Source organism: Calothrix sp. PCC 6303 (assembly GCF_000317435.1).
Taxonomy (GTDB): domain Bacteria; phylum Cyanobacteriota; class Cyanobacteriia; order Cyanobacteriales; family Nostocaceae; genus PCC-6303.
Genome location: NC_019751.1, coordinates 5,550,051 through 5,570,505, shown reverse-complemented (window position 1 = coordinate 5,570,505; position 20,455 = coordinate 5,550,051). Strand labels below are relative to the sequence as shown.

Below are 20,455 nucleotides of genomic sequence, written 5' to 3'. Positions count from 1 at the left end.
GAGGTAGTGGGGGAGTGAGGGAGAAAGAAAAACCAAAGGCAATGAAACGTGATTTGGCTAAACTTGTCGGCAATACTTTTTGAGCAGATGAAAGACTTATGAAAATAAGCTTTATGGGACTTGTCTTCTGTCTCCTGTTTTCAGGATTCTAGATTGTGTTTTTTGCCTACTTTTTTCCTGTGCTAGTCCGATTCTGAACCTTTCCCAAATTTATGGGTGGGAATTCGGCGATAAGTAACACAAATTAATAGACTTTTATGTTTTAATATGGTTCCTCGCGCTCGCCATCAAGATACAATTCGATCTGATAGTTTTATTAGAGGCAGTTATTGCTGACGGAAAGGGCAGCTAGAGGTACAAACCCCCGTGAGTGGCTTTTCCCCCTTGCTGCCTGTCTTGAAAAGCTTTGTGTAAACGCAAAGTTGAGCCACTGCGTTGCGGGGGTTTCCCCCGTTGTAGCAGGTGGCGGTGTCGGTTTCCGTCCCGCCAAACTTTGAAAGAAGGAAACCTTCCCCACAAACTTTCTGCTGCCCCCCTGCTTTTTCATTCAAGTTCACATATTATCGATTCCCTAAACCACCATATGAGCATATACGAAGTATTCATGCCTGCACTTAGTTCCACCATGACCGAGGGGAAAATTGTTTCCTGGGTCAAATCGCCAGGTGACAAAGTGGAGAAAGGCGAAACCGTGGTGGTTGTGGAGTCAGATAAGGCAGATATGGATGTGGAATCCTTTTATGAAGGATACCTGGCACATATTATAGTTCCAGCGGGAGAATCTGCTCCAGTGGGAAACGCGATCGCGTATGTCGTGGAAACAGAAGCAGAAATTGCTGGGGCTGTGTCAAAAGCTACCTCTGCTGCTGCTCCTGCAACTCCATCTATAGCTGCCAAAGCTGCCACTAATGGGGCAACCACCACCGCCGCACCAGTTGCCACTACTACAAATGCCTCAAATCACCGCGAAGGGCGTATTGTGGCATCACCACGCGCCAAAAAACTCGCTAAAGAACTCAAAGTAGACCTGAATGCGATCGCATCTGGTAGCGGACCCTTTGGCAGAATCGTTGCTGAGGATATCGAAGCCGCTGCTGGCAGAGTAAGTACACCTCCAACTGTTACTGCTGCACCTGCTCCAGTTGCCGCACCTCCAGCAATACCTAGAACAGCCCCAGCACCTGCTCCTGTAGCTACCGTAGTCCCCGGACAAACAACTCCCTTCAATGCGCTCCAAAACGCCGTTACCCGGAATATGGTGGCGAGTTTGACAGTACCTGTATTCCGTGCTAACTACACTATTACCACTGATGCCTTAGATAGCCTTTACAAGCAGATTAAATCAAAAGGCGTGACTATGACGGCTTTGTTAGCAAAAGCGATCGCGCTAACGCTGAAAAAGCACCCCATCATCAATGCCAGCTATTCGGAGCAAGGTATTGTTTATCACTCAGATATCAATGTTTCTGTAGCTGTAGCGATGGATGATGGTGGTTTAATCACCCCAGTGTTGCGAAACGCGGATGCAATCGACATTTACTCCCTATCTCGCACCTGGAAGTCCCTCGTAGAAAGGGCAAGGGCAAAACAACTCCAACCGGAAGAATACAGCACCGGAACCTTTACTATTTCCAACCTGGGAATGTTCGGTGTTGATACCTTCGATGCAATTTTACCTCCCGGACAAGGTTCGATTTTGGCAGTTGGTGCTTCTCGTCCCCAAGTTGTCGCAACAGGTGATGGGATGTTTGGTGTCAAGCAGCAAATGCAAGTAAATATTACCTGCGATCATCGCATTATCTACGGTGCTGATGGCGCTGCGTTCTTGAGGGATTTAGCAAAATTGATTGAAACCAATGCTCAATCTTTGACTCTTTAACTATGTAATCCTCAAATGTTTAACGCAATTTGGGTATTTAACTCGCCTGTCTAACGATGGCAGACCCTTTTGGATCGGGTCGGCGGCTTTGTGGGGTAAACTTCCCCACAAACGTGCCTTATGGTGTACACACAAGTCTTGAATTCCCTCGATTTTCTACAATCCCACCCTCGCCAACTAAAGTCATCTACAAGATGACTGAATATTTTTGGTTTTTAGTCCATTTCAATGGACTGCTTTATGCGGTTAAATTCATTGCCAAGTATTAGCAATGGATTTAACCATCTCCAAAACCTGAATAATCATCCTCAAAGTAGAGTGATATCAAGACTTAAAGTGATAGTCGCAACAAACAATACTAACGTTTGTAAACTAATGTTACGAAATTGACGCTAAAACGTTTTAACGTCTTGACAAGTCCGAAGGGAACCGATAACTTGATATACATACCCGGGTAAGACAGTTAAGAGTTATGCAAGTCAAGCAGAAGGTTACTTTATATTTATCACCCGAACTGCATAGAAGGTTAAAAGTCCGTTCAGCAGTTGATTCCGAACCGATGTCAGAGCTTGCCGAACGCGCTCTTGTTTTCTACCTAACTAACTCCGAGTTAGTTGAAGAGATCGAAGCTTCATACGGTAGAAATCACCGAGTTTACTCCTGTCCTAGTTGTGATAGTTCCTTAGTTTTAAGAGATGGAGAACTCGCCGCACTAGGAAAACAACCTGGAGTGATTGGTCAAGAACATATACCTATAGAGGTTGAAGTACTTGAGCAAGGTGAGAGCAGCTATCGCAAAGGCGAAGAAGAATTGGTTCCTTGTTAGGTTATGAATTGTTCCCAATTTAATAGCCTCAATACAATAAATAAAACAGATAAAGCGGTGTCTTTAAGGTTCCTATAAGGGTCTCAAGAAGGTCGATGCTATGAAAGAAGAGCTCAATATTCTCATTCAAGCTCAATATCCCCTCATCTATCTTGTGACCTCAGAGGAAGAGCGGGCAGAGCAATCAATTTTTACCATTGCCCAGTCCTCGAAACCTCAGCGGCGGGTATATGTTTGGACAGTTACTCACGGTATTGTTGAGTATGGTCAGCCTCGGAATGTGACGCAACACAATACAGTTTCACCAGAAGCGGCTATTGAGTGGATCATTCGCCAGAAAGAGCCTGGTATATTTATCCTTAAAGATTTACATCCATTTATAGATGCACCTGCGACTACCCGATCGTTGCGAGATGCGATCGCTAGTTTCAAGGGAACGCAGAAAAATATAATTTTAATGTCACCCATGCAGCAGGTGCCAATCGAGTTAGAAAAAGAAGTAGTTGTACTCGATTTCACCTTGCCAGATATGGCAGAATTAAACAAAGTTCTCACATCTCATATAGATAACAACCGAGGGCGGAGATTAACTACGGATGCCCGTGAGAGACTTCTTAGAGCGGCGCTAGGTCTCACCAAAGATGAAGCGGAAAAAGTATACCGCAAAGCTCAGGTGACAACCGGACGCTTAACTGAAGAAGAAGTTGATATAGTTTTATCAGAGAAAAAGCAATTAATCCGCCGCAATGGTATACTAGAATACATAGAAGAAGATGAAACCATTGATGCGGTTGGTGGCTTAGAGGAATTGAAAAGGTGGTTAACTCAGCGCTCTAACGCCTTCACAGAAAGAGCTAGAGAGTATGGTTTGCCTCAGCCTAAAGGTATGCTAATTTTAGGGGTACCTGGATGTGGTAAATCACTAATCGCCAAAACAACATCCCGTCTTTGGGGGTTGCCACTTCTACGCTTAGATATGGGACGAGTTTATGATGGTTCTATGGTGGGTCGCTCAGAAGCAAACCTCCGTAATGCCCTTAAAACTGCCGAATCTATATCCCCAGCAATTTTGTTCATTGATGAACTAGATAAATCATTTGCTGGAAGCGGTGGATCGGGAGATTCCGATGGAGGTACATCCAATCGAATCTTCGGCTCCTTCCTCACCTGGATGCAAGAGAAAAAATCTCCGGTTTTTGTGATGGCAACTGCTAACCGTGTTGAACGGTTGCCAGGGGAGTTCTTGCGGAAAGGGCGCTTCGATGAAATATTCTTTGTGGATTTGCCTACACCCGAAGAACGTCAGCAGATTTTCAACATCCACCTGACCAAACGCCGTAGTGACGACATTGCCCGCTTCGACTTAGCACAACTGTCGAAGATGTCAGACGGCTTTTCGGGGGCAGAAATTGAACAAGCGATCGTGGCTGCGATGTACGAAGCATTCGCCCAAGAGCGCGAGTTTACACAACTAGATATTATAGCTGCAATTAAGGCTACCCTCCCACTGTCTCGAACGATGCAAGAGCAAGTTACAGCCTTGCGAGACTGGGCTAGGCAACGCGCCAGACCCGCAGCAGCTTCAGTCGCTGAATATCAGCGAATGGAGTTCTAAAAGCTTTCCTCTGCTACCACAGGGGGAAAGGCTAGCCGCAAAGCTAGCAATTAAAAAAGCCGCAATCTGCTAAGTGCGGCTCGGATTGAAACGAAACGAACGAAACAAACTGTTGTCCTTTTCTCAATCTTCTCTTTTGGAGGAAACCCAAATGTCTCATTTTAGCACCCTACGCACCAAAATCACCGACGCTGAAATCCTCAAAGCTTCATTGCGCGACCTCGGTATTTCTGTGAAAACCGAAGCAGATGTTCGTGGTTACAACGGTCAACGTGTCCGTTCTGACATCGTTGCAGTTCTCGAAGGCGAATATGACTTAGGTTGGTCACGCAACAGCGATGGTTCTTTTGATTTAATCGCAGACCTTTGGGGTGTTGCTAAAAAACACAACCAAACTGAATTGATCAACTCGATCAATCAAAAGTATGCCGTGAATAAAACCTTAACTGAAGTGAAGCAGCGCGGTTTGCAAAATGCCAATGTTAAATTGGTATTGCAATAGAAGTATTTCTACGCGTTCTCAATGTAATAGGGGTTAACCAAGTAAGCTGTGGTTAGCCCGCTTTTTTCTCAAAACCGGATTGTTTTCGCAGTCCGGTTTATTCGTTTTTTATTGATGAAATAAATTTAGCATTTATTTACATTAACCCGAAGTCTTCAATCATTCACTTAGAAAAACTAAAATTGATAAGCTATATACATAAACTATTTGGCTTTTCCCCTTTTTGGGTAACTAAAATTCCTTGTCAGGAACTACTTCAAGGGAAAGAAAATCGTCATCACATCACCAATATGGGGACGTTGCCGTACAATCAACTTACCACCAATAGCTTGGAATAAATGCTTCGTCGCATTTAAATTTAAACTAATAGTTCCAGTTTCTGGCTGAAACATCAATAGCTGTCCCAAGGCTTGGCGGATTGGAGGTGTGCATGGAGAACTTGCTGTAGTTGCACCATCTTTAGATTCTGCCAAAGGTAAAAACTGTAATTTCAATTGATCACCAGCCGGAATTACCTCAACCTGAATTCGGCTGCCAGCAGGCAAACTACGGGTGAAATTCTCAATTAATCCTGTCAAAGCCCGATCCAGCATACTTGGATTACTTACCACCGTTGGTAAATGCTGTGGTAGAATCACATCCAAAGTCAAATTTCGCCGACTTGCCGACTGTTGCCAACGAGGAATACTTTGCTGGAGAATTTGCTCCAAACACATGGGTGTTAACTGAGTACTTTTGAAGTTTGCTGCACTGGAAGTTTCTAACTCGGCAGCCTTAAACAACAACTCCATCCTGTCTATTTGCTCATTACACTCAGCCTCAATCATCCGCAATCGCTTAATCACATTCGCTGGTAAATCCCGCTGCTTCAGCAGTAACCGAGTAATTGTTAAGATTGTTGCCAAGGGTGTACGTACCTCATGGGCAAAAGCTTGTAGAAGTTCAACATCAGAACGAGATGACATCCCAGCTTCAACTGAGTTATGGGTTGTTCCCTGGCAATTAGCAGTAACAGCTTTCTCTGTATCCACTGACATCACGGTAGAGTTAAATTTGACATTATTTAACTCCGTCTGTTCTTTTTGCCCTCGTACTTCTTTTAACTCTTCAACTTCAGGAAGCTCTGCCAACAACAATTGGCTAAAATACATCAAAATCCGGTAATTTGGCTGAATTTCTGCATAAACGTTGACTTGATCTGCTAATTGGGCAAACCAGTCAGGGTTAACCATCATCACCCTAGCAGCTAGAACTTGCCATGTCTGCTTGACTATCTCAGGCTCAAAAGAAAATGTAAATGTTTTCTCCCCATTGTCATCTTCTGCTAAAACTAGCACTAATTGAAAATGGTGGGTAAATACTAAACAAAATTGCTCTTTTGCTAAGGGATCTGCTACTAATAATGGTAAAACTGGTTCCTGAGGAGTAAATTCATTTGTAGGGATAACCCCACCAGCAACTCCCCAAGGCATCAAAGCCAGAGGATTAAAAGGCATTGCCGTCAAATTTACTATTTCTATATTTGGGGTTAACCTTAGTTGGCTAAATAGTGGTGCTGGTGTAGCTATAACTAATGCGTTAATTGTATCGCTTAAAGCTGTTGTGAGTGTACTTGTGAGCAGTTTTTCCACTGCGGCAAGGCTAACACGCCACTGCTGTTCGGCTTTGGCAGACGAACATTTAGCGGTGCTGATATGGTTATCCGCAATAACTTCACTCAAACTTGGCAAAATCCACTTATACACAACCCTTCACCCCTTAGCTTCAGAGCGAGATGGAACACTTTTACAGATGTTTCACTGCTTAACTACGAGGTTATTAGTTTTTGTCGCAAGCTAAAAGTCGTAGAACCGAACAGTTTTAGGGGCAATTTCCCCAGGGGCTTTTTAATAGTTACGAATATGGGAAAAATTTTTTCCGAATTCTCCTGCATAAACTCAGAAGCACAAACATATGACTGAGTACAAGGGGGTTAACCCCTGAATCACTAAGTCAAAATTGGAGAATTCGGATTATGGCATACTTAACGACAAAAACCTTCAAGTCATTGGTAAGCATTGCTACTTGCAGTTTAGCTTTCACATTGGGTTCTACAGCTTCCACCTTCGCAGCATCACAATCAATCAAAGCCGAAAGTTTAACTAGTGTCCCAGCAAAAGTTGGGAATTCCTCTACTTTAATTGCCCAAGCTACCAACATGACTGGTGCATGGAATTGTAACGATGGTGGAGTTTACTTTATTCGCCAGGTTGGAAACCAAATTTGGTGGTACGGTCAAAGTAGTGATGGTGGACAAACCTGGTCAAATGTCTTCCAAGGAACCATCACAGGCAGTAGAATTGTTGGCAGTTGGGCTGATGTTCCTAAAGGTAGCATTAGAGGGTACGGTGAAATGACGTTGAGAATTTCTGGTGGTCGTATCCAAAAAATTTCTGGTGGACAAAACTTTGGTGGTAGTGTTTGGAGTCGCTAAGATTTGGGGAAATGGCGGAGAACTTCCGCTACAGACCAAGCTTGGGCAATTGCACCCCGTGGAAAATGGGGTTTATCTCCGTCAAAAATTTCGGAGATAGAACCCACACAAGCATTTTCACTCATATGACTAATTAAAGGCTGCCAGTCGAAAGGTAAGGGTTGATCTGGGTAAAACCGTTGCCAGGAGCGAACAAATGCACCAATTAACCAACACCAAACTGTTCCTTGATGATAAGCGCGATCGCGTGTTTCCCCATTCCCTATATATCGACCTTGATATTCAGGATCACTCGGTGATAAACTCCTTAAACCATAGGGCGTGAGTAAGTGCGATCGCGCTACTTCTAAAATTTGTTGTCCCTGTAGTTGAGTAAACCCACAATGTGCCAACGATAAGGCAATCACTGCATTTGGACGAATCTGCGAGTTTCTCCGGTCATCAGGCTCAATGGTGTCATAAAAATAACCTAACTGTGAATTCCAGAATTTTTGTAAAGATACTTTTACATGCTCTGCATGTTGGCTATATCTATTAGCCTGTTTAGTTAATTTACCCTGCTCAGAAACATCTGCTCGCTCGCTCAAAATTTCCGCCCACCGTGAAGCCCAGCACAGTGCTGAATACCACAATGCATTAATCTCAATTGGCTTCCCGCGACGTGGTGTTACAGGTTTTCCATTCACCACCGCATCCATCCAAGTTAACGCCACACCACAATTATCCCAACTGACTAATCCATCAGTAGAATCAACTTGGATGTTGTAGCGAGTACCACCAACAAAGGCTTTATAGATTTGTAGCACCACTGGGTACTGTTCGGCTAAAAAATCCCAGTCACGGGTTGCTTCTAAATATAATCCCAGGGTTTCAATCCACCATAGGGCAGCGTCAATGCTGTTATAAATTGGCTCATTATCTTCATCAGGAAAAGCATTCGGAATCAATCCGTACCGACAATAATGTCCAAAGGTTTTCAATAGTCCCTTTGCTAGATCATAACGTCCAGGGGTCAATGTTAAACCAGGTAAAGCAATTAAAGTATCTCTTCCCCAGTCATTAAACCAATGATACCCAGCAATTACCGTCGGACCACTAATAGAAGCCCGGTAGGCGATAAACTGATCGCTAGCATGTAGAAGTAAAGTATGGGGATCAGAAAAAGATACAGTTTTTTTCCCCTTCAAAAAAACTTGTGTTAGTCGTTTTTGTTCAGCAACTATAGCTTCCGCAAAACTATCTTCAGTTAAAGTCAACTGCTGAGGTTCTGGAAAACCCTCTTTTGCCTCCAATGTCACCTGATCTCCTGGTTGCAAATGAATTGTCAGGTATCCGGGACTATATAAATCTTCACGATCCTTTAACCCCCTCGCAGTCTCTTCTGGTAGGGCATAATTCCAATACCACACCCCGTTTGCTTCATAGTCTCCTTGAGTCCATCGTAAGTGCCAAGGTATACCACATTCACCTGAGTTTTTTCTTTGTAAGCAAACTTGTTTTTCCCCTATCAACTGGGAAAACTGCAATTCTGAAGTTTGCAGCTGCTGATGATGAAAATCACGATCGGCAATTAACAACCGTAATTTCAAGATTGCCGTTTCCACGCCTTCGTAAGTATATTTAACTAGTAAACTGCTAGTGAATTCTTTGCCACTCACTTGACAATGTGGCATGATTAATTCCCTTGTCACTTGCCAGTTATTCTCACCCCAACTCCATTTTGGTACTGGATCAACACCAAAAGAGTTTAGCAATCGATAACCTTGGGGATTTATTTCACCAGTTCCCCAAAAATTACTTCCTAGGGGTATAACTTTTTGGGATAATTCTAGGCTAGCTTCAAGATGCGACAACAATAAATGACGACCAGAAGGTGGATTCATCGCTGCAAATAACCAGCCGTGATAACTACGAGTCCGAATATCGGAGACTGTACCACTGGCAAAACTACCCAACCCATTTGTGAGTAACCATTCTTTTGTGTCTAAATCTGTCATTTGGTACTCAAAATCGTTATGAGTATGATATATTTGTAACAGTTCGTAATAAATTAGTCAAAGCATAGACTACGGTAAGTTTAGTACCTGTAGTCCAGATGCTACTAGAAAAAAATTAACACCAGGAGAAAAGTATATGGAAGGATGTCTTCGAGTAGGTCAACAAGCACCTGACTTTACAGCAACCGCTGTAGTAGATCAAGAATTTAAGACAGTTAAACTGTCCGACTATCGTGGTAGATATGTCGTGCTGTTTTTCTATCCTCTCGACTTTACCTTTGTTTGTCCTACTGAGATTACAGCATTTAGCGATCGCTATGAAGATTTTAAGAAACTTAACACCGAAATCCTGGGTGTTTCTGTAGATAGCGAATTTTCTCACCTTGCTTGGATTCAAACCGAACGTACATCAGGTGGTGTTGGTGATCTTAATTACCCCCTTGTTGCCGACATTAAAAAAGAAGTCAGCGCAGCTTACAACGTGTTAGACCCAGCCGCAGGTATTGCTTTACGGGGATTATTTATCATCGATAAAGATAGCGTTATCCAACATGCGACTATCAACAACCTCGCATTTGGTCGTAGCGTAGATGAAACATTACGCACATTACAAGCGATTCAACACGTACAATCTCACCCAGATGAAGTATGTCCTGCTGGTTGGCAACCTGGTGACAAAACCATGAACCCAGATCCAGTTAAATCTAAAGTTTTCTTCTCTGCTGTTTAAAGGTTGCAGAATTTAGGCAATAATTACTTCCTTACGTTGTAATGACGTGAGGAAGTAATCTCAAAATCTGCTGTTCTTGTTAAAATTGCGTAAGTCCTAAATTAATACTAGCGGTGAAATTTTGCCGCCCCCAGGCACTGCCGTAAAATAAATGTGATTCCATTCAAATTTTTATTTTAATTAACTGAGCTAACTAATATGGCACTTTCCACTAATATTAACGGCTTATTTAACGAACGCTTTTTCCGAAATTTTTTACCGATTCCTGCTACTAATAAGCATCCAATTGGGTTTTTAACATCAGACTTTCAATTACCAGATATTAGAAATAACCAGTCAATTAAATTATCAGAATATCGAGATAAACAGCCAGTTATATTAGCTTTTACACGAATTTTTACAGAACACCAATATTGTCCATTTTGCTATCCCCATATTAAATCACTGAATGAAAACTACGAGAAGTTTATCGAACAGGGAATCGAAGTTTTCATGATTACAAGCACCGATGAACGGCAAAGTAAAATCGTTGTTAGGGACTTAGGATTGAAAATGCCATTGTTGAGCGATCCTAATTGCAATATATTTCGTAAATATCAAACAGGACAAGCATTAGGAGCGCCACTACCTGCACAGTTTTTATTAGCTAAAGACGGGAAATTACTCTATCGACACTTATTTTCATTCTTAGATCATAATGCCAGCGTGGAGAGATTATTAAATCAGTTAACAGTTAACAGTTAATAGTTATCATGGTTTAACTCTTGAGATTTATCTCATGTTGAGAGATAGTGGCTTTTAGGTACATCCACTACACTGACCCTAATCCCAAACACCTTACATGTTAGGTAAGGGGAGTAGAATGAGTGGTTTTCACAAAGATTGAAAACCGCTATATACTAGTTATTTAATAAGCAGTGGATATGAGAAACTAGAAGTTTAATCATTAATTACTTGATCAACTGATAAACTAGCACATAGCAACAGGAGTACAGCAGATGGTTACACAATTGCCTCCTTCCAGCCAAAGCAATATCATCTACCCCGATAGCGACGAACAGCCAATGGCAGATAATACCAAGCAGTTTGAGTTAATTGTGTTAATTAAAAAGAACTTGGATTTACTGTTTGCTGATGATGCAAATGTTTTTGTGGCTGGTGATTTGTTATGGTATCCGGTTGAGGGTAATAATGTTAATCGTCGAGCACCTGATGTGATGGTAGTTTTTGGTAGACCTAAAGGTGATCGGGGTTCTTATCTTCAGTGGCAAGAAGACAATATTCCCCCTCAAGTTGTGTTTGAGATCCTTTCTCCTGGAAATAGGGCTAAGGATATGATTGCTAAATACAAGTTTTACCAGCGTTATGGGGTGGAAGAATATTATTTATATGACCCAGATACTGAAGAATTAACAGGTTGGTTGCGTAGTGAGGATGAGTTGCAAGAAATTGAGCAGATGGTGGGTTGGGTGAGTCCACGTTTGGGGATACGCTTTGAGTTGGTGGATAATAATCTGCAAATATTTCGTCCTGATGGACAGAGGTTTTTGAGTTATTTAGAATTGGATCAACTTAGACAACAGGAATGTCAGCGGGCTGAACAAGAACGTCAGCGGGCTGAAAATGCTGAATCGCGCTTATTAGAGGAACGTCAACGGGCTGAAAATGCGGAAGCTGAGTTAGAAGCATTACGAGCTTTGTTGAAAGCGCGGGGAATTGATCCTGATTAGATATAGGACTTACGCAATTGTAAGGAGAACATTAGACTTTGAGATGCAGACGCAGCACTGCTACGTCTTTACGAGGGTTTTCTTATTTACAACCTGACATTTTCCAAATTACTGCGGGGGTTGTGGGTGCGAATATCACGAAGTTTTTCGTAATATTCCCGTTCTTGTTGAGTGATTTCTTTAGGGGATGCGATCGCTATTTTAATCAAAAGGTCGCCCCGCCCACCTGTACTCAAAACCCAACCTTTTCCACGCAACCTTAGTGATTGCCCAGAACGAATTCCTGGGGGAATATTAACTTTAGCTGTAGTATTATCCGGTGTTGGCACTTCTACCACAGCACCTAATGCTGCCTCATCCAGGGTAATAGGAACCTCGCATGTCAAGTTGTCACCTTCAAGTTGGAAAAATGCGTGTGGTTTCAATTCTATTTTGAGATATAAATCTCCCCGCTGCTGATTCATCGGGTTAATTGGTCCTTTTCCCCGCACTCGCAAGCGACTACCTGTTTTCGCACCTGCGGGAATTCTAACTTTAATGATTTCTCCACCTAAACTGAGTTGTTTTTCAATTCCTGGGAATGCTTCACCAAAAGTAAGCGAAATTAATGCTTCACTATCTTGGGTGGTGCTTCCTCCTGGGTTTTGAAAGCCAAAATCATTAAACCCCCCATAACCAGCTTGCCTAGAAGTTGAAGTTTGGTAGGAATAACTTTGTTGTCCACCACGGGAACCTGGATTACCACCGAAACGACCTAATAATTCACCAATAAAGTCGTCAAAACTGCCATATTGGCTAAAGTCAAAGCCACCCATATCAACACCAGCACCAGTACCAGTATTCGGGAAACCTTGACCAGCTTGTTTCCAATATTGACCAAATTGGTCGTATTTTTGACGTTTTTCAGGGTCTGATAAGACTTCATAAGCCTCATTTACTTCCTTGAATTTCGCCTCAGCTTGCTTATTTCCGGGATTAACATCAGGGTGGTATTTTCGCGCTAGCTTGCGAAATGCTTGTTTAATTTCATCTTGGCTAGCAGTCTTGTTAATTCCCAATGTTGAATAATAATCTTTGTAGTCAGTTGAAGCCATAGATCAGCCTCCTGTAGAAATTACTTTTATATTTTTTTAGACGCAAATGACGCATTTTTGAAATACGTCCAGTTTAGTGCTTCGCTTATGGCTGGCTTCAACAGCGGTATCAACACATAATTAATACTTAAGCACATGCATATAAGTAGTTATTTGTCAAAATAAATTTGTCTGGTTGCTTTTTCCGGATTTGTTGTAGAAAACAACTGTTTTTCAATCCCGATAATTACTTCAACAAATTTAAGCTAACAAACTTAAGCTAACAAACATTAGCTGGAATTCAAGTGTGGTTTTTGCCCATCACAATCTGGGCAATTTCCGAACCACAAATTAAACTATCAAAACCTTCTGTAGTTGATCCTAAAAAAGTATGGATCTGGAGATGCATCTGAAATACTATTTTTTATGATCAGTAGCGTCATTAGTCATTAGGGAAGCACCCCAGTTTCTTAATCAATAGTTGAGAATGTTATCACCAATTGTACGAAGCCTGTAAAACCAGGCTTCGTACAATTGTCCAGGCTTTAACCTGGGGCATTTCAAAAGCTGGGAAACTAAGATTAACAGTTAACTGTTAAATTATTGTTCCATCGGGAATAATGGCGTTTTTGAGAACTACAGTAATCCCGCTACGAATGTAGAATCCTTGGCTTTCACGGTTAGATTCTTGAACATTGTCTTTATTGATGATTTTGACATCATGCCCAATGCGGGCATTTTTATCAACAATGGCGCGACGAATGATGGTATCTGTGCCGATACCAACAGGAATATTATTATGTTCGATGTTACATTGCCGTTCTGCAAATGCTTCATAATAGTCGGCACCCATAATCATGGAATCTTCAATAATACAGCCCGACTCAATACGCGATCGCACTCCCAACACAGAGTGTTCTATGCGGCAATTCTTTAAAATGCATCCTTCACCAATCATGGATTGGGTAACTTGGCAATCTAAAAGTTTTGTTGGTGGTAAATAACGGGGACGTGTATAAATTGGTGATTCTTCGTCGTAAAAACTAAAGGGTGGTAATGGTTGTTGGGTTAATGCTAAGTTGGCATTATAAAAGGCTTCGATGGTTCCAATATCTTCCCAGTAACCATCAAATAAGTACGCTTGAACGTTGTATTCTTTAGAGGCATCAGGAATAATTTCTTTACCAAAGTCAGTCCGTTCTAAGGACTCCTTCAACAACTTGATCAAAACTTCTTTTTTAAATACGTAAATCCCCATCGAAGCGATATAGGGCTGGAGTTCGGCTTGCTCCTTTGTTAATCCCAAAACTGTTGTATCAACTTGCATTTGCTTTAACGCTTCACCTTTGGGTTTTTCGCTAAAGCTGATAATTCTACCAGAATCATCAATTTTCATTAAACCAAAATCCCAAGCTCGACGCTCATCCATCGGAATTACCGATAATGTGATGTCAGCATTGGTTTGGCGGTGACGTTCGACAAATAAACGGTAATCCATGCGATATAAGTGATCACCGGAAAGAATCAGGTATTCATCAACATCCCATTCTTCCAACAACCAGATATATTTACGGACAGCATCCGCTGTACCTTGGAACCAACTGGGGTTTTCGGGTGTTTGTTGTGCTGCCAAAACCTCTACAAAGCCTTCGCTAAAACCAGCAAAGGTGTAGGTACGGGCAATGTGACGGTTGAGCGAGGCTGAATTAAACTGCGTCAGAACATAAATTTTGAATATTTCCGAATTTATACAATTACTGACAGGGATATCGATGAGACGATATTTTCCTGCAACAGGAACCGCAGGCTTTGCACGTAATTTTGTTAAAGGGTAGAGGCGGGTACCTGCACCACCGCCGAGAATAATTGCTAACGTTTTTTTCACTGTTCTTTCTCCCGACTGCCTGTCAACTCCACCTTCAGTTTAGGATGCTCTGGAGCCAGTGATAAGGGGGATCGGGAATTTATCTGATATTTCTCTATGGTGAGTGCTTGTAGTATTTGTGTTATGGAAACTTTGAAAAAATTGCTGATTGTATAATTTATCTTAAGTGTAACCCAGCTTACTCGTTAAAAAAATTTAGATTTTTCTGCTCAAATGTAGCTTTTGTGAGAGCTTGAGGTATTGAATCCAACTTTGCTGTGATAGCTCCGAGATTGTATCTAGAGATACTGTGACTGTAAATACATTTGTGTTTGCCGTAATATTGTTGATTCCTAATTTTTGGAGAAACGCGATCGCATTTTCATCCAAAGGCTGTTGGGTGTGGAGAAATATAACTAAGTTTGCCTCTTGAGGATCTTCAACCTGGTTAACTGCCATTGCCAAAGCCGCATCGAGTTTTTGATAATTCATAGATTTTATACCTTGGATGTAAAAAGACAAGCGATATACTTGTCCTAGTAACAATTTATCAAATTTATCTCCCCGGTCATACTATCTAAGGAAGTAATATCGTAGAGACCAAAATAAACTCTTGAATGCCGTAGGCTTTACGCAAGGTTTAGAACTGCCTCGCTTTTCTCACAATGAATGTAAATATTTCTGCTTACTTATCCAACCCAATTGGACACCAATAAGCTAAATTATCAGTAATTTCGCTATCCGATACTCGCATTCCTACACCACCAGCGATAAATTCATCATTTCCATCGTTATATAACCAAGCACCCCAAACAGTTGTCATCAAATTTTCACCGATTTCATATTTGGGTAGTTCCAATAACTCTTGATAAACCAATTGCTGTTGCCGATACCAATCATCTTTAGTTGGGCTACTAAAAGCAATTTTACCAGCTTTCACCGCGAAACCTCCTTCCCCTTCTCTACCTAATATTGGTTTAGCAAAGTAGGTATCACCAATATTATTAGGATCTAATGAAGTTTTTGGGAAAAATTTGATAATGGTTTCTGCCTCCTCTGCATTAAAAAAATCCAGTCCCAAATCATAAATTAGGGCAAAGACACTTTTAGGTTGCAGGGCAAATGCTGAAGCAAAATTTACTACAACAATTTTCTTTTTCAAAATTAACTCTTCTAAAGCTGTCCACAAACCTTGACCGTTTTCATCAATATCATTAATTACCCATTCTATGGGATACCACATAAATAAGATATCAATAGGTTTTCCAGTACGTTGATCTAAAAGATATTTTCCATCTTGAATTCCGATGAATTCTAGAGGTATAGTTACAGAGTTTTGATAAAAATGCCGACTTAACCATTTCATAGTTCCCAAGTCTTCGGCATTATTCAAAGCTGTAAACACTACATTACAATCAGCCACTGATTTATTAATAATTTTCGCGGCTTTTTGAATATTTTGTTCCAAGCAAAAACTTAAAATTTGCTGGGTGTTCATCACAGGTGCTTGATAGCCAAAATGGTGGGCTACTTTCTCATTTCCTTCGTGACATTCAAACCAAAAGCTAGGTGTTTGGGGATTCGTTTCGATAACTTTTTTGACACCTGTTTCTACATTCCAACACCAGTCTAAACGCATACAAAATGGTGTCAATATGTCATTTTTAATTAATTTAATGCTTTCTTTGGGAAATCCATATTGTTCTAAAGTTTGATCATCTAATGATTTAATGATAGACCAAGTACGTTTTAAAACTTTACCTACAGCCACTGATGCTTGTCGAATGTCATGGATGGTTTGCTGTTGAATTTTTTGGCAGTGATATAATGCGTAGGGAACAGTTTTCTCACTCAAAGGAATTCCGGTTCCTTCTTCAATTGGACAAACATCATACCAGCCCATTTTTAATGATTGAAATAAGCGCTTGCGTTGTTGACTATTAAATATGTTTTTAGAGGAATTCATTTTTTTATTTGATTGATTATTTATATTTTTGATAGTTTTGGCAAATTAGCATACCAGTTTATCCACCTCCAGAACCACCGCGTCCAAAACTCCCAAATCCCCCACGAACCTTACCTGAAGATCTACTAGAATCCCCAGAATCCCCAGAACCAAAAGATGAACTACTGCCGGAACTGCGAAAGCGATTTCCAGTACTGCTGCTACCACTATTAGAATTAGGTGGGCAATCATTGGGTTGTTTATTAGCAACTTTTCCTGCTTGAGAGTTAGTTGCTACTGTTTGTGACTGATTGTTGCAATCTGCTTGATTGTTAGAATTCCCTGTACATGATGTAACTAGGGATAAGATCATAATGATGACAGTTAGTTGAAGTAAGCTAGGCTTGAGTTGCATAGGTTTAATCAGTATTAAATAAGTATAAAATTGTATAAATTTATTTATTTTACCTGAATCCAAATTGGAAAGTAAAATAATACAGCTTGATATGTGGAACTAGAACTAAAATTAGTGATAATAGGATTTCTGCTCTACGGTAATTAATTACGCAATATGTCTTTACTGTCTATTTTATTAATATGTAGGTGATGATCTAGAGAAAATACTGAAGTATTTAATATTTGTGCGTAATCTTTAGTTATATAAATGATGTGATCATCCGACTCTCAAAACGTGCCGTCCCAAATCAAAACTGGCGACGCATAGGCATCGGGGTACCCCCTACTGTTGATAATTATTTAATTGGAAGTCTTTTTATACAGATCAAAATTCTGATGGATGAAAAGGATCTGCCTTCCTCCGTATGTGAGTGCTTGTTGAAAAAAAGCAACAAACTCGTTGCTTTATCCGTAAATGGTGATATGTATACTTAGAGTAGGCAAAATTTACCGAAAATTTGGGTCTGCTAGCTAGAAATAGAAAGTTTAAGGCTAAATTGACCCTATATTCTGATTCAGCCGAAAACTGGACTCCATCAGAAAATATAAATATGAAAAAATTTTCAACTTCACATTTGAGAATATCCTATCGTCGGTTTACTAAGTATGCTCTGCCGATGTTGGTAACTGCTTTGCTGTGTATTACTTCACCGGGATTTGCTAAAATTTCTGATATTCCTCAAACTGCAACCCCGATTGTTGAAAATCAATCTAGTTCATCCCTCGAACAACAAGCGCGATCGCTTTACAACCAGGGACAGTATAATGAGGCAGCTACTCTTTTCCAACAAGCTGCACAACAGTATCAGCAAAAAAAAGACCCTGTTCGTCAGGCTTTAAGTCTAAGCAATTTATCCCTGTGTCAGCAACAGTTAGGAAATTGGAATGATGCTGAAAGTACAATTACTGAGAGTATTAAACTATTAGACACTAATAAAAGTCAAAAACCTGAATATACATCAGCACTAGTACAAACTTTAGACATTCAGGGAAGGTTACAATTATCACGAGGTAAGCCAGAGATTGCCCTAAAAACCTGGGAAAGGGTGACAGCTATTTATACTCAGCAGAAACAACCTCAGTTGGTTTTAACCAGTAAAATTAAGCAGGCACAAGCTTTACAAAGCCTGGGACTTTACCGAAGAGCGGCTGATTTTTTAGCAAAAACCTTCAATCTGCCGTTGGATGTAAATACAGATGTGGTTGCCGAACCTGGAAAACTTAAACTTGCTTTAAGGGTAATTCCAGTATCAGCGGAAAACGCTACAGGGTTATATATCTTGGGAGATTCCCTGCGGGTAATTGGAGAGTTTAAAGCAGCCAAAATCATCTTAGAACATAGTTTAGCGATCGCGCAAAAGCTGGAAATACCAAAAACCATAGCTTTAAATAATCTGAGTTTAGGAAACCTTTCCCGCGCTCAAATTAATTTTGACGAAATTCTAGATGATGGTACTCTTGCCCCCATTAACTTTAAACCAACAGCAACCCTGTATCAAAATTTAGCAGAGTTTCCCACCACACCCGCAAATATTCGGATTCAAGCCCGACTAAACCAACTGGGTTTACTCATAGATAGTAATCAGCTAGAATCAGCCAAAGAGCTACTTCCCCAACTGCAAACAGAAGTGGATGCCTTACCTTCAAGCATTGTTAGCATTGATGCTAGGGTAAATCTGGCACAAAGCACAATGCGGATCTATAGAAAGGATAAAACCCTCACATCATTACCCAATGTTGCTAAAATCTTGGCACTAGGAGCCAAACAGGCAAAAGAATTAGGAAATCCCCGTACAGAGTCCTATGTATTGGGAACTATGGGTAGTATTTATGAAGAAACAGGGCAATGGGCAGAATCAGAAAAGCTCACCCAACAAGCAATGCAACTATCCCAGCAAATTAACGCCGAAGATATCACCTATTTATGGCAATGGCAGTTAGGGAGAGTCACCAAAGAACAGGGAAAAAATGAAAATGCGATCGCAGCATACAGGGAAGCCGTCAATACCATCAAGTCTCTACGCGCAGATTTAGCTACAGCTAGTCCTGATGTTCAGTTCTCTTTCCGCGATGCCGTAGAACCAATTCACCGTCAACTTGTGAGGTTATTGGTAGAATCCAAACAAAAAGACAACTTGAAAACAGCGCGAGACATCATTGAAGGTTTGCAACTAGTTGAACTAGATAACTTTTTCCGTGAAGCTTGCCTAAATGCTGATCCTAAACAAGTTGATCAAGTTGATGAAAAAGCAGGCGTAATTTACCCAATTATTCTAGAGGATCAACTAGCAGTAATCGTCAGTTTACCAAAATTACCCACAAGCAGTAAAAGTGGCGAAAAACGCGAGTTTCGTTATTACAAAACAGACATCAAAGCCGATGCTGTAAATAAACTTGCAGCCGATGTTCGCGGAGGATTAAATCAAGCCAATGCCCTGGATTTAATTCTGCCAGATCTTCAAAAGATGTACGATCTGATTATACGTCCCGCAGCCCCAGAATTAGCAGCCAGCAAAGTTGAAACACTGGTGTTAGTTTTGGATGGTTCCCTCAGAAGTATTCCTATTTCTGCCCTCCATGATGGCGAAAAATACCTGATCGAAAAGTATAGTATCGCCCTCACACCTGGACTACAATTATTAGCACCGCGATCGCCTAAACAAGAAAAACTGGGAGCTTTAGTTGGAGGATTGAGTGCTTCGCGTCTCAACTTCTCATCACTCCCCAGTGTTATCAAGGAAGTTAAGCAAATTGAATCAGAAATTCCTAGCAAAATCCTACTCAACGATAAATTTACCAAAGCCGCGTTCCAAGCTCAAGTGGCATCTGCACCTTTTCCAGTTGTGCATTTAGCTACCCATGCTCAATTTAGTTCCCAGGCAGAGAAGACTTTCATCTTAACTTGGGATGAAAAAATCAACGTCAAGGATCTCAGTAGTGTTCTGCAAACAGTAGAATTATCCCGTAGTAAATCCCTTGAACTCTTGGTTCTAAGCGCCTGTCAAACAGCCTCAGGAGATGCTCGTTCAGCCCTAGGACTGGCAGGCGTGGCGGTTCGTTCGGGTGCTCGTAGTACCATAGCCACCCTCTGGAGAGTCAATGATGAAGCTTCTGCTACCTTAATGAGTAAATTTTATGAGGAACTTAGTGAGTCTCGTAAAAGTAGAGTATCTAAAGCTGAAGCTTTACGTCGTGCCCAACTAAGTGTTCTGAATGATCCCAAGTATAAATCACCCTATTATTGGGGAGCATACGTACTTCTGGGAAATTGGGTTTAAGAATTAAACCCACAAAACCATTTTACCTTATTTCCTAACACCATAGAGACGCGATGTATCGCGTCTCTATTGGTATTTATTAGTATT

Annotated in this window: 17 protein-coding genes; 9 read left to right on the top strand and 8 right to left on the bottom strand. The window is 41.1% G+C overall.

Translation table 11 applies throughout. From position 1 onward, the window contains the following. Positions 1-316: 316 nt before the first annotated feature. On the bottom strand, positions 317-547 hold the full coding sequence (locus CAL6303_RS22530) for a hypothetical protein (protein ID WP_041739863.1): 231 nt from the start codon (positions 545-547) through the stop codon (positions 317-319). A 36-nt stretch (positions 548-583) separates the two neighbouring features. Between CAL6303_RS22530 and CAL6303_RS22525 the strand changes: the two genes are divergently transcribed. The 4 genes from CAL6303_RS22525 to CAL6303_RS22510 all read left to right on the top strand — a co-directional run bounded on the left by CAL6303_RS22525 (position 584) and on the right by CAL6303_RS22510 (position 4,822). Then, complete coding sequence (locus CAL6303_RS22525) at positions 584-1,879, top strand: dihydrolipoamide acetyltransferase family protein (protein WP_015200138.1); 1,296 nt, start codon at positions 584-586, stop codon at positions 1,877-1,879. Positions 1,880-2,351: 472 nt separating this feature from the next. Continuing rightward, on the top strand, positions 2,352-2,705 hold the full coding sequence (locus CAL6303_RS22520) for a hypothetical protein (RefSeq protein ID WP_015200137.1): 354 nt from the start codon (positions 2,352-2,354) through the stop codon (positions 2,703-2,705). 100 nt (positions 2,706-2,805) lie between these two features. After that, positions 2,806-4,320: an AAA family ATPase gene (locus CAL6303_RS22515; protein ID WP_015200136.1), complete on the top strand. Its 1,515-nt coding sequence runs from the start codon at positions 2,806-2,808 to the stop codon at positions 4,318-4,320. 151 nt (positions 4,321-4,471) lie between these two features. Further along, positions 4,472-4,822 carry a DUF1257 domain-containing protein gene (locus CAL6303_RS22510; protein WP_015200135.1) on the top strand — a complete coding sequence of 117 codons (351 nt, stop codon included), beginning with the start codon at positions 4,472-4,474 and terminating at the stop codon, positions 4,820-4,822. Between the two features lie 251 nt (positions 4,823-5,073). Here CAL6303_RS22510 and CAL6303_RS22505 read toward each other — a convergent pair whose 3' ends face one another. Further along, positions 5,074-6,567: a sensor histidine kinase gene (locus CAL6303_RS22505; protein ID WP_015200134.1), complete on the bottom strand. Its 1,494-nt coding sequence runs from the start codon at positions 6,565-6,567 to the stop codon at positions 5,074-5,076. A 269-nt stretch (positions 6,568-6,836) separates the two neighbouring features. Between CAL6303_RS22505 and CAL6303_RS22500 the strand changes: the two genes are divergently transcribed. Beyond that, complete coding sequence (locus tag CAL6303_RS22500) at positions 6,837-7,295, top strand: hypothetical protein (RefSeq protein WP_015200133.1); 459 nt, start codon at positions 6,837-6,839, stop codon at positions 7,293-7,295. Here the strand turns inward: CAL6303_RS22500 and CAL6303_RS22495 are convergent. Continuing rightward, a complete protein-coding gene (locus tag CAL6303_RS22495) occupies positions 7,292-9,292 on the bottom strand; it encodes an amylo-alpha-1,6-glucosidase (RefSeq protein ID WP_015200132.1) in 2,001 nt (666 codons plus the stop codon). The two genes, CAL6303_RS22500 and CAL6303_RS22495, sit on opposite strands and share 4 nt — an antisense overlap. A 136-nt stretch (positions 9,293-9,428) precedes the next feature. On the opposite strand from CAL6303_RS22495, the gene CAL6303_RS22490 reads away from it, so the two are divergent. From CAL6303_RS22490 to CAL6303_RS22480, 3 genes are all read left to right on the top strand, one after another. After that, a complete protein-coding gene (locus tag CAL6303_RS22490; RefSeq protein WP_015200131.1) occupies positions 9,429-10,022 on the top strand; it encodes a peroxiredoxin in 594 nt (197 codons plus the stop codon). A 198-nt stretch (positions 10,023-10,220) separates the two neighbouring features. Next, on the top strand, positions 10,221-10,766 hold the full coding sequence (locus CAL6303_RS22485) for a peroxiredoxin family protein (protein WP_015200130.1): 546 nt from the start codon (positions 10,221-10,223) through the stop codon (positions 10,764-10,766). Positions 10,767-11,020: 254 nt separating this feature from the next. Then, positions 11,021-11,752, top strand: a complete 732-nt coding sequence (locus CAL6303_RS22480) for a Uma2 family endonuclease (protein ID WP_015200129.1) — start codon at positions 11,021-11,023, stop codon at positions 11,750-11,752. An 86-nt stretch (positions 11,753-11,838) separates the two neighbouring features. On the opposite strand, the gene CAL6303_RS22475 is transcribed toward CAL6303_RS22480, so the two are convergent. The 5 genes from CAL6303_RS22475 to CAL6303_RS22455 form a co-directional block, all read right to left on the bottom strand. Then, complete coding sequence (locus CAL6303_RS22475; RefSeq protein ID WP_015200128.1) at positions 11,839-12,846, bottom strand: DnaJ C-terminal domain-containing protein; 1,008 nt, start codon at positions 12,844-12,846, stop codon at positions 11,839-11,841. A gap of 574 nt (positions 12,847-13,420) precedes the next feature. Then, positions 13,421-14,710, bottom strand: coding sequence for a glucose-1-phosphate adenylyltransferase (locus CAL6303_RS22470; RefSeq protein ID WP_015200127.1), 1,290 nt, complete (start codon positions 14,708-14,710; stop codon positions 13,421-13,423). 195 nt (positions 14,711-14,905) lie between these two features. Further along, positions 14,906-15,181, bottom strand: coding sequence for a hypothetical protein (locus CAL6303_RS22465; RefSeq protein WP_015200126.1), 276 nt, complete (start codon positions 15,179-15,181; stop codon positions 14,906-14,908). 193 nt (positions 15,182-15,374) lie between these two features. Further along, the gene (locus CAL6303_RS22460; protein WP_015200125.1) at positions 15,375-16,655 is read right to left on the bottom strand and encodes a glutathionylspermidine synthase family protein; all 1,281 of its coding nucleotides are present in this window, start codon (positions 16,653-16,655) and stop codon (positions 15,375-15,377) included. A 58-nt stretch (positions 16,656-16,713) separates the two neighbouring features. Then, positions 16,714-17,049 carry a hypothetical protein gene (locus CAL6303_RS22455; protein WP_015200124.1) on the bottom strand — a complete coding sequence of 112 codons (336 nt, stop codon included), beginning with the start codon at positions 17,047-17,049 and terminating at the stop codon, positions 16,714-16,716. A 592-nt stretch (positions 17,050-17,641) separates the two neighbouring features. Here CAL6303_RS22455 and CAL6303_RS22450 point away from each other — a divergent pair. After that, positions 17,642-20,368 (top strand): CHAT domain-containing protein, encoded by a 2,727-nt coding sequence (locus CAL6303_RS22450; protein ID WP_068972683.1) that lies wholly within the window; start codon positions 17,642-17,644, stop codon positions 20,366-20,368. Positions 20,369-20,455: the final 87 nt, after the last annotated feature.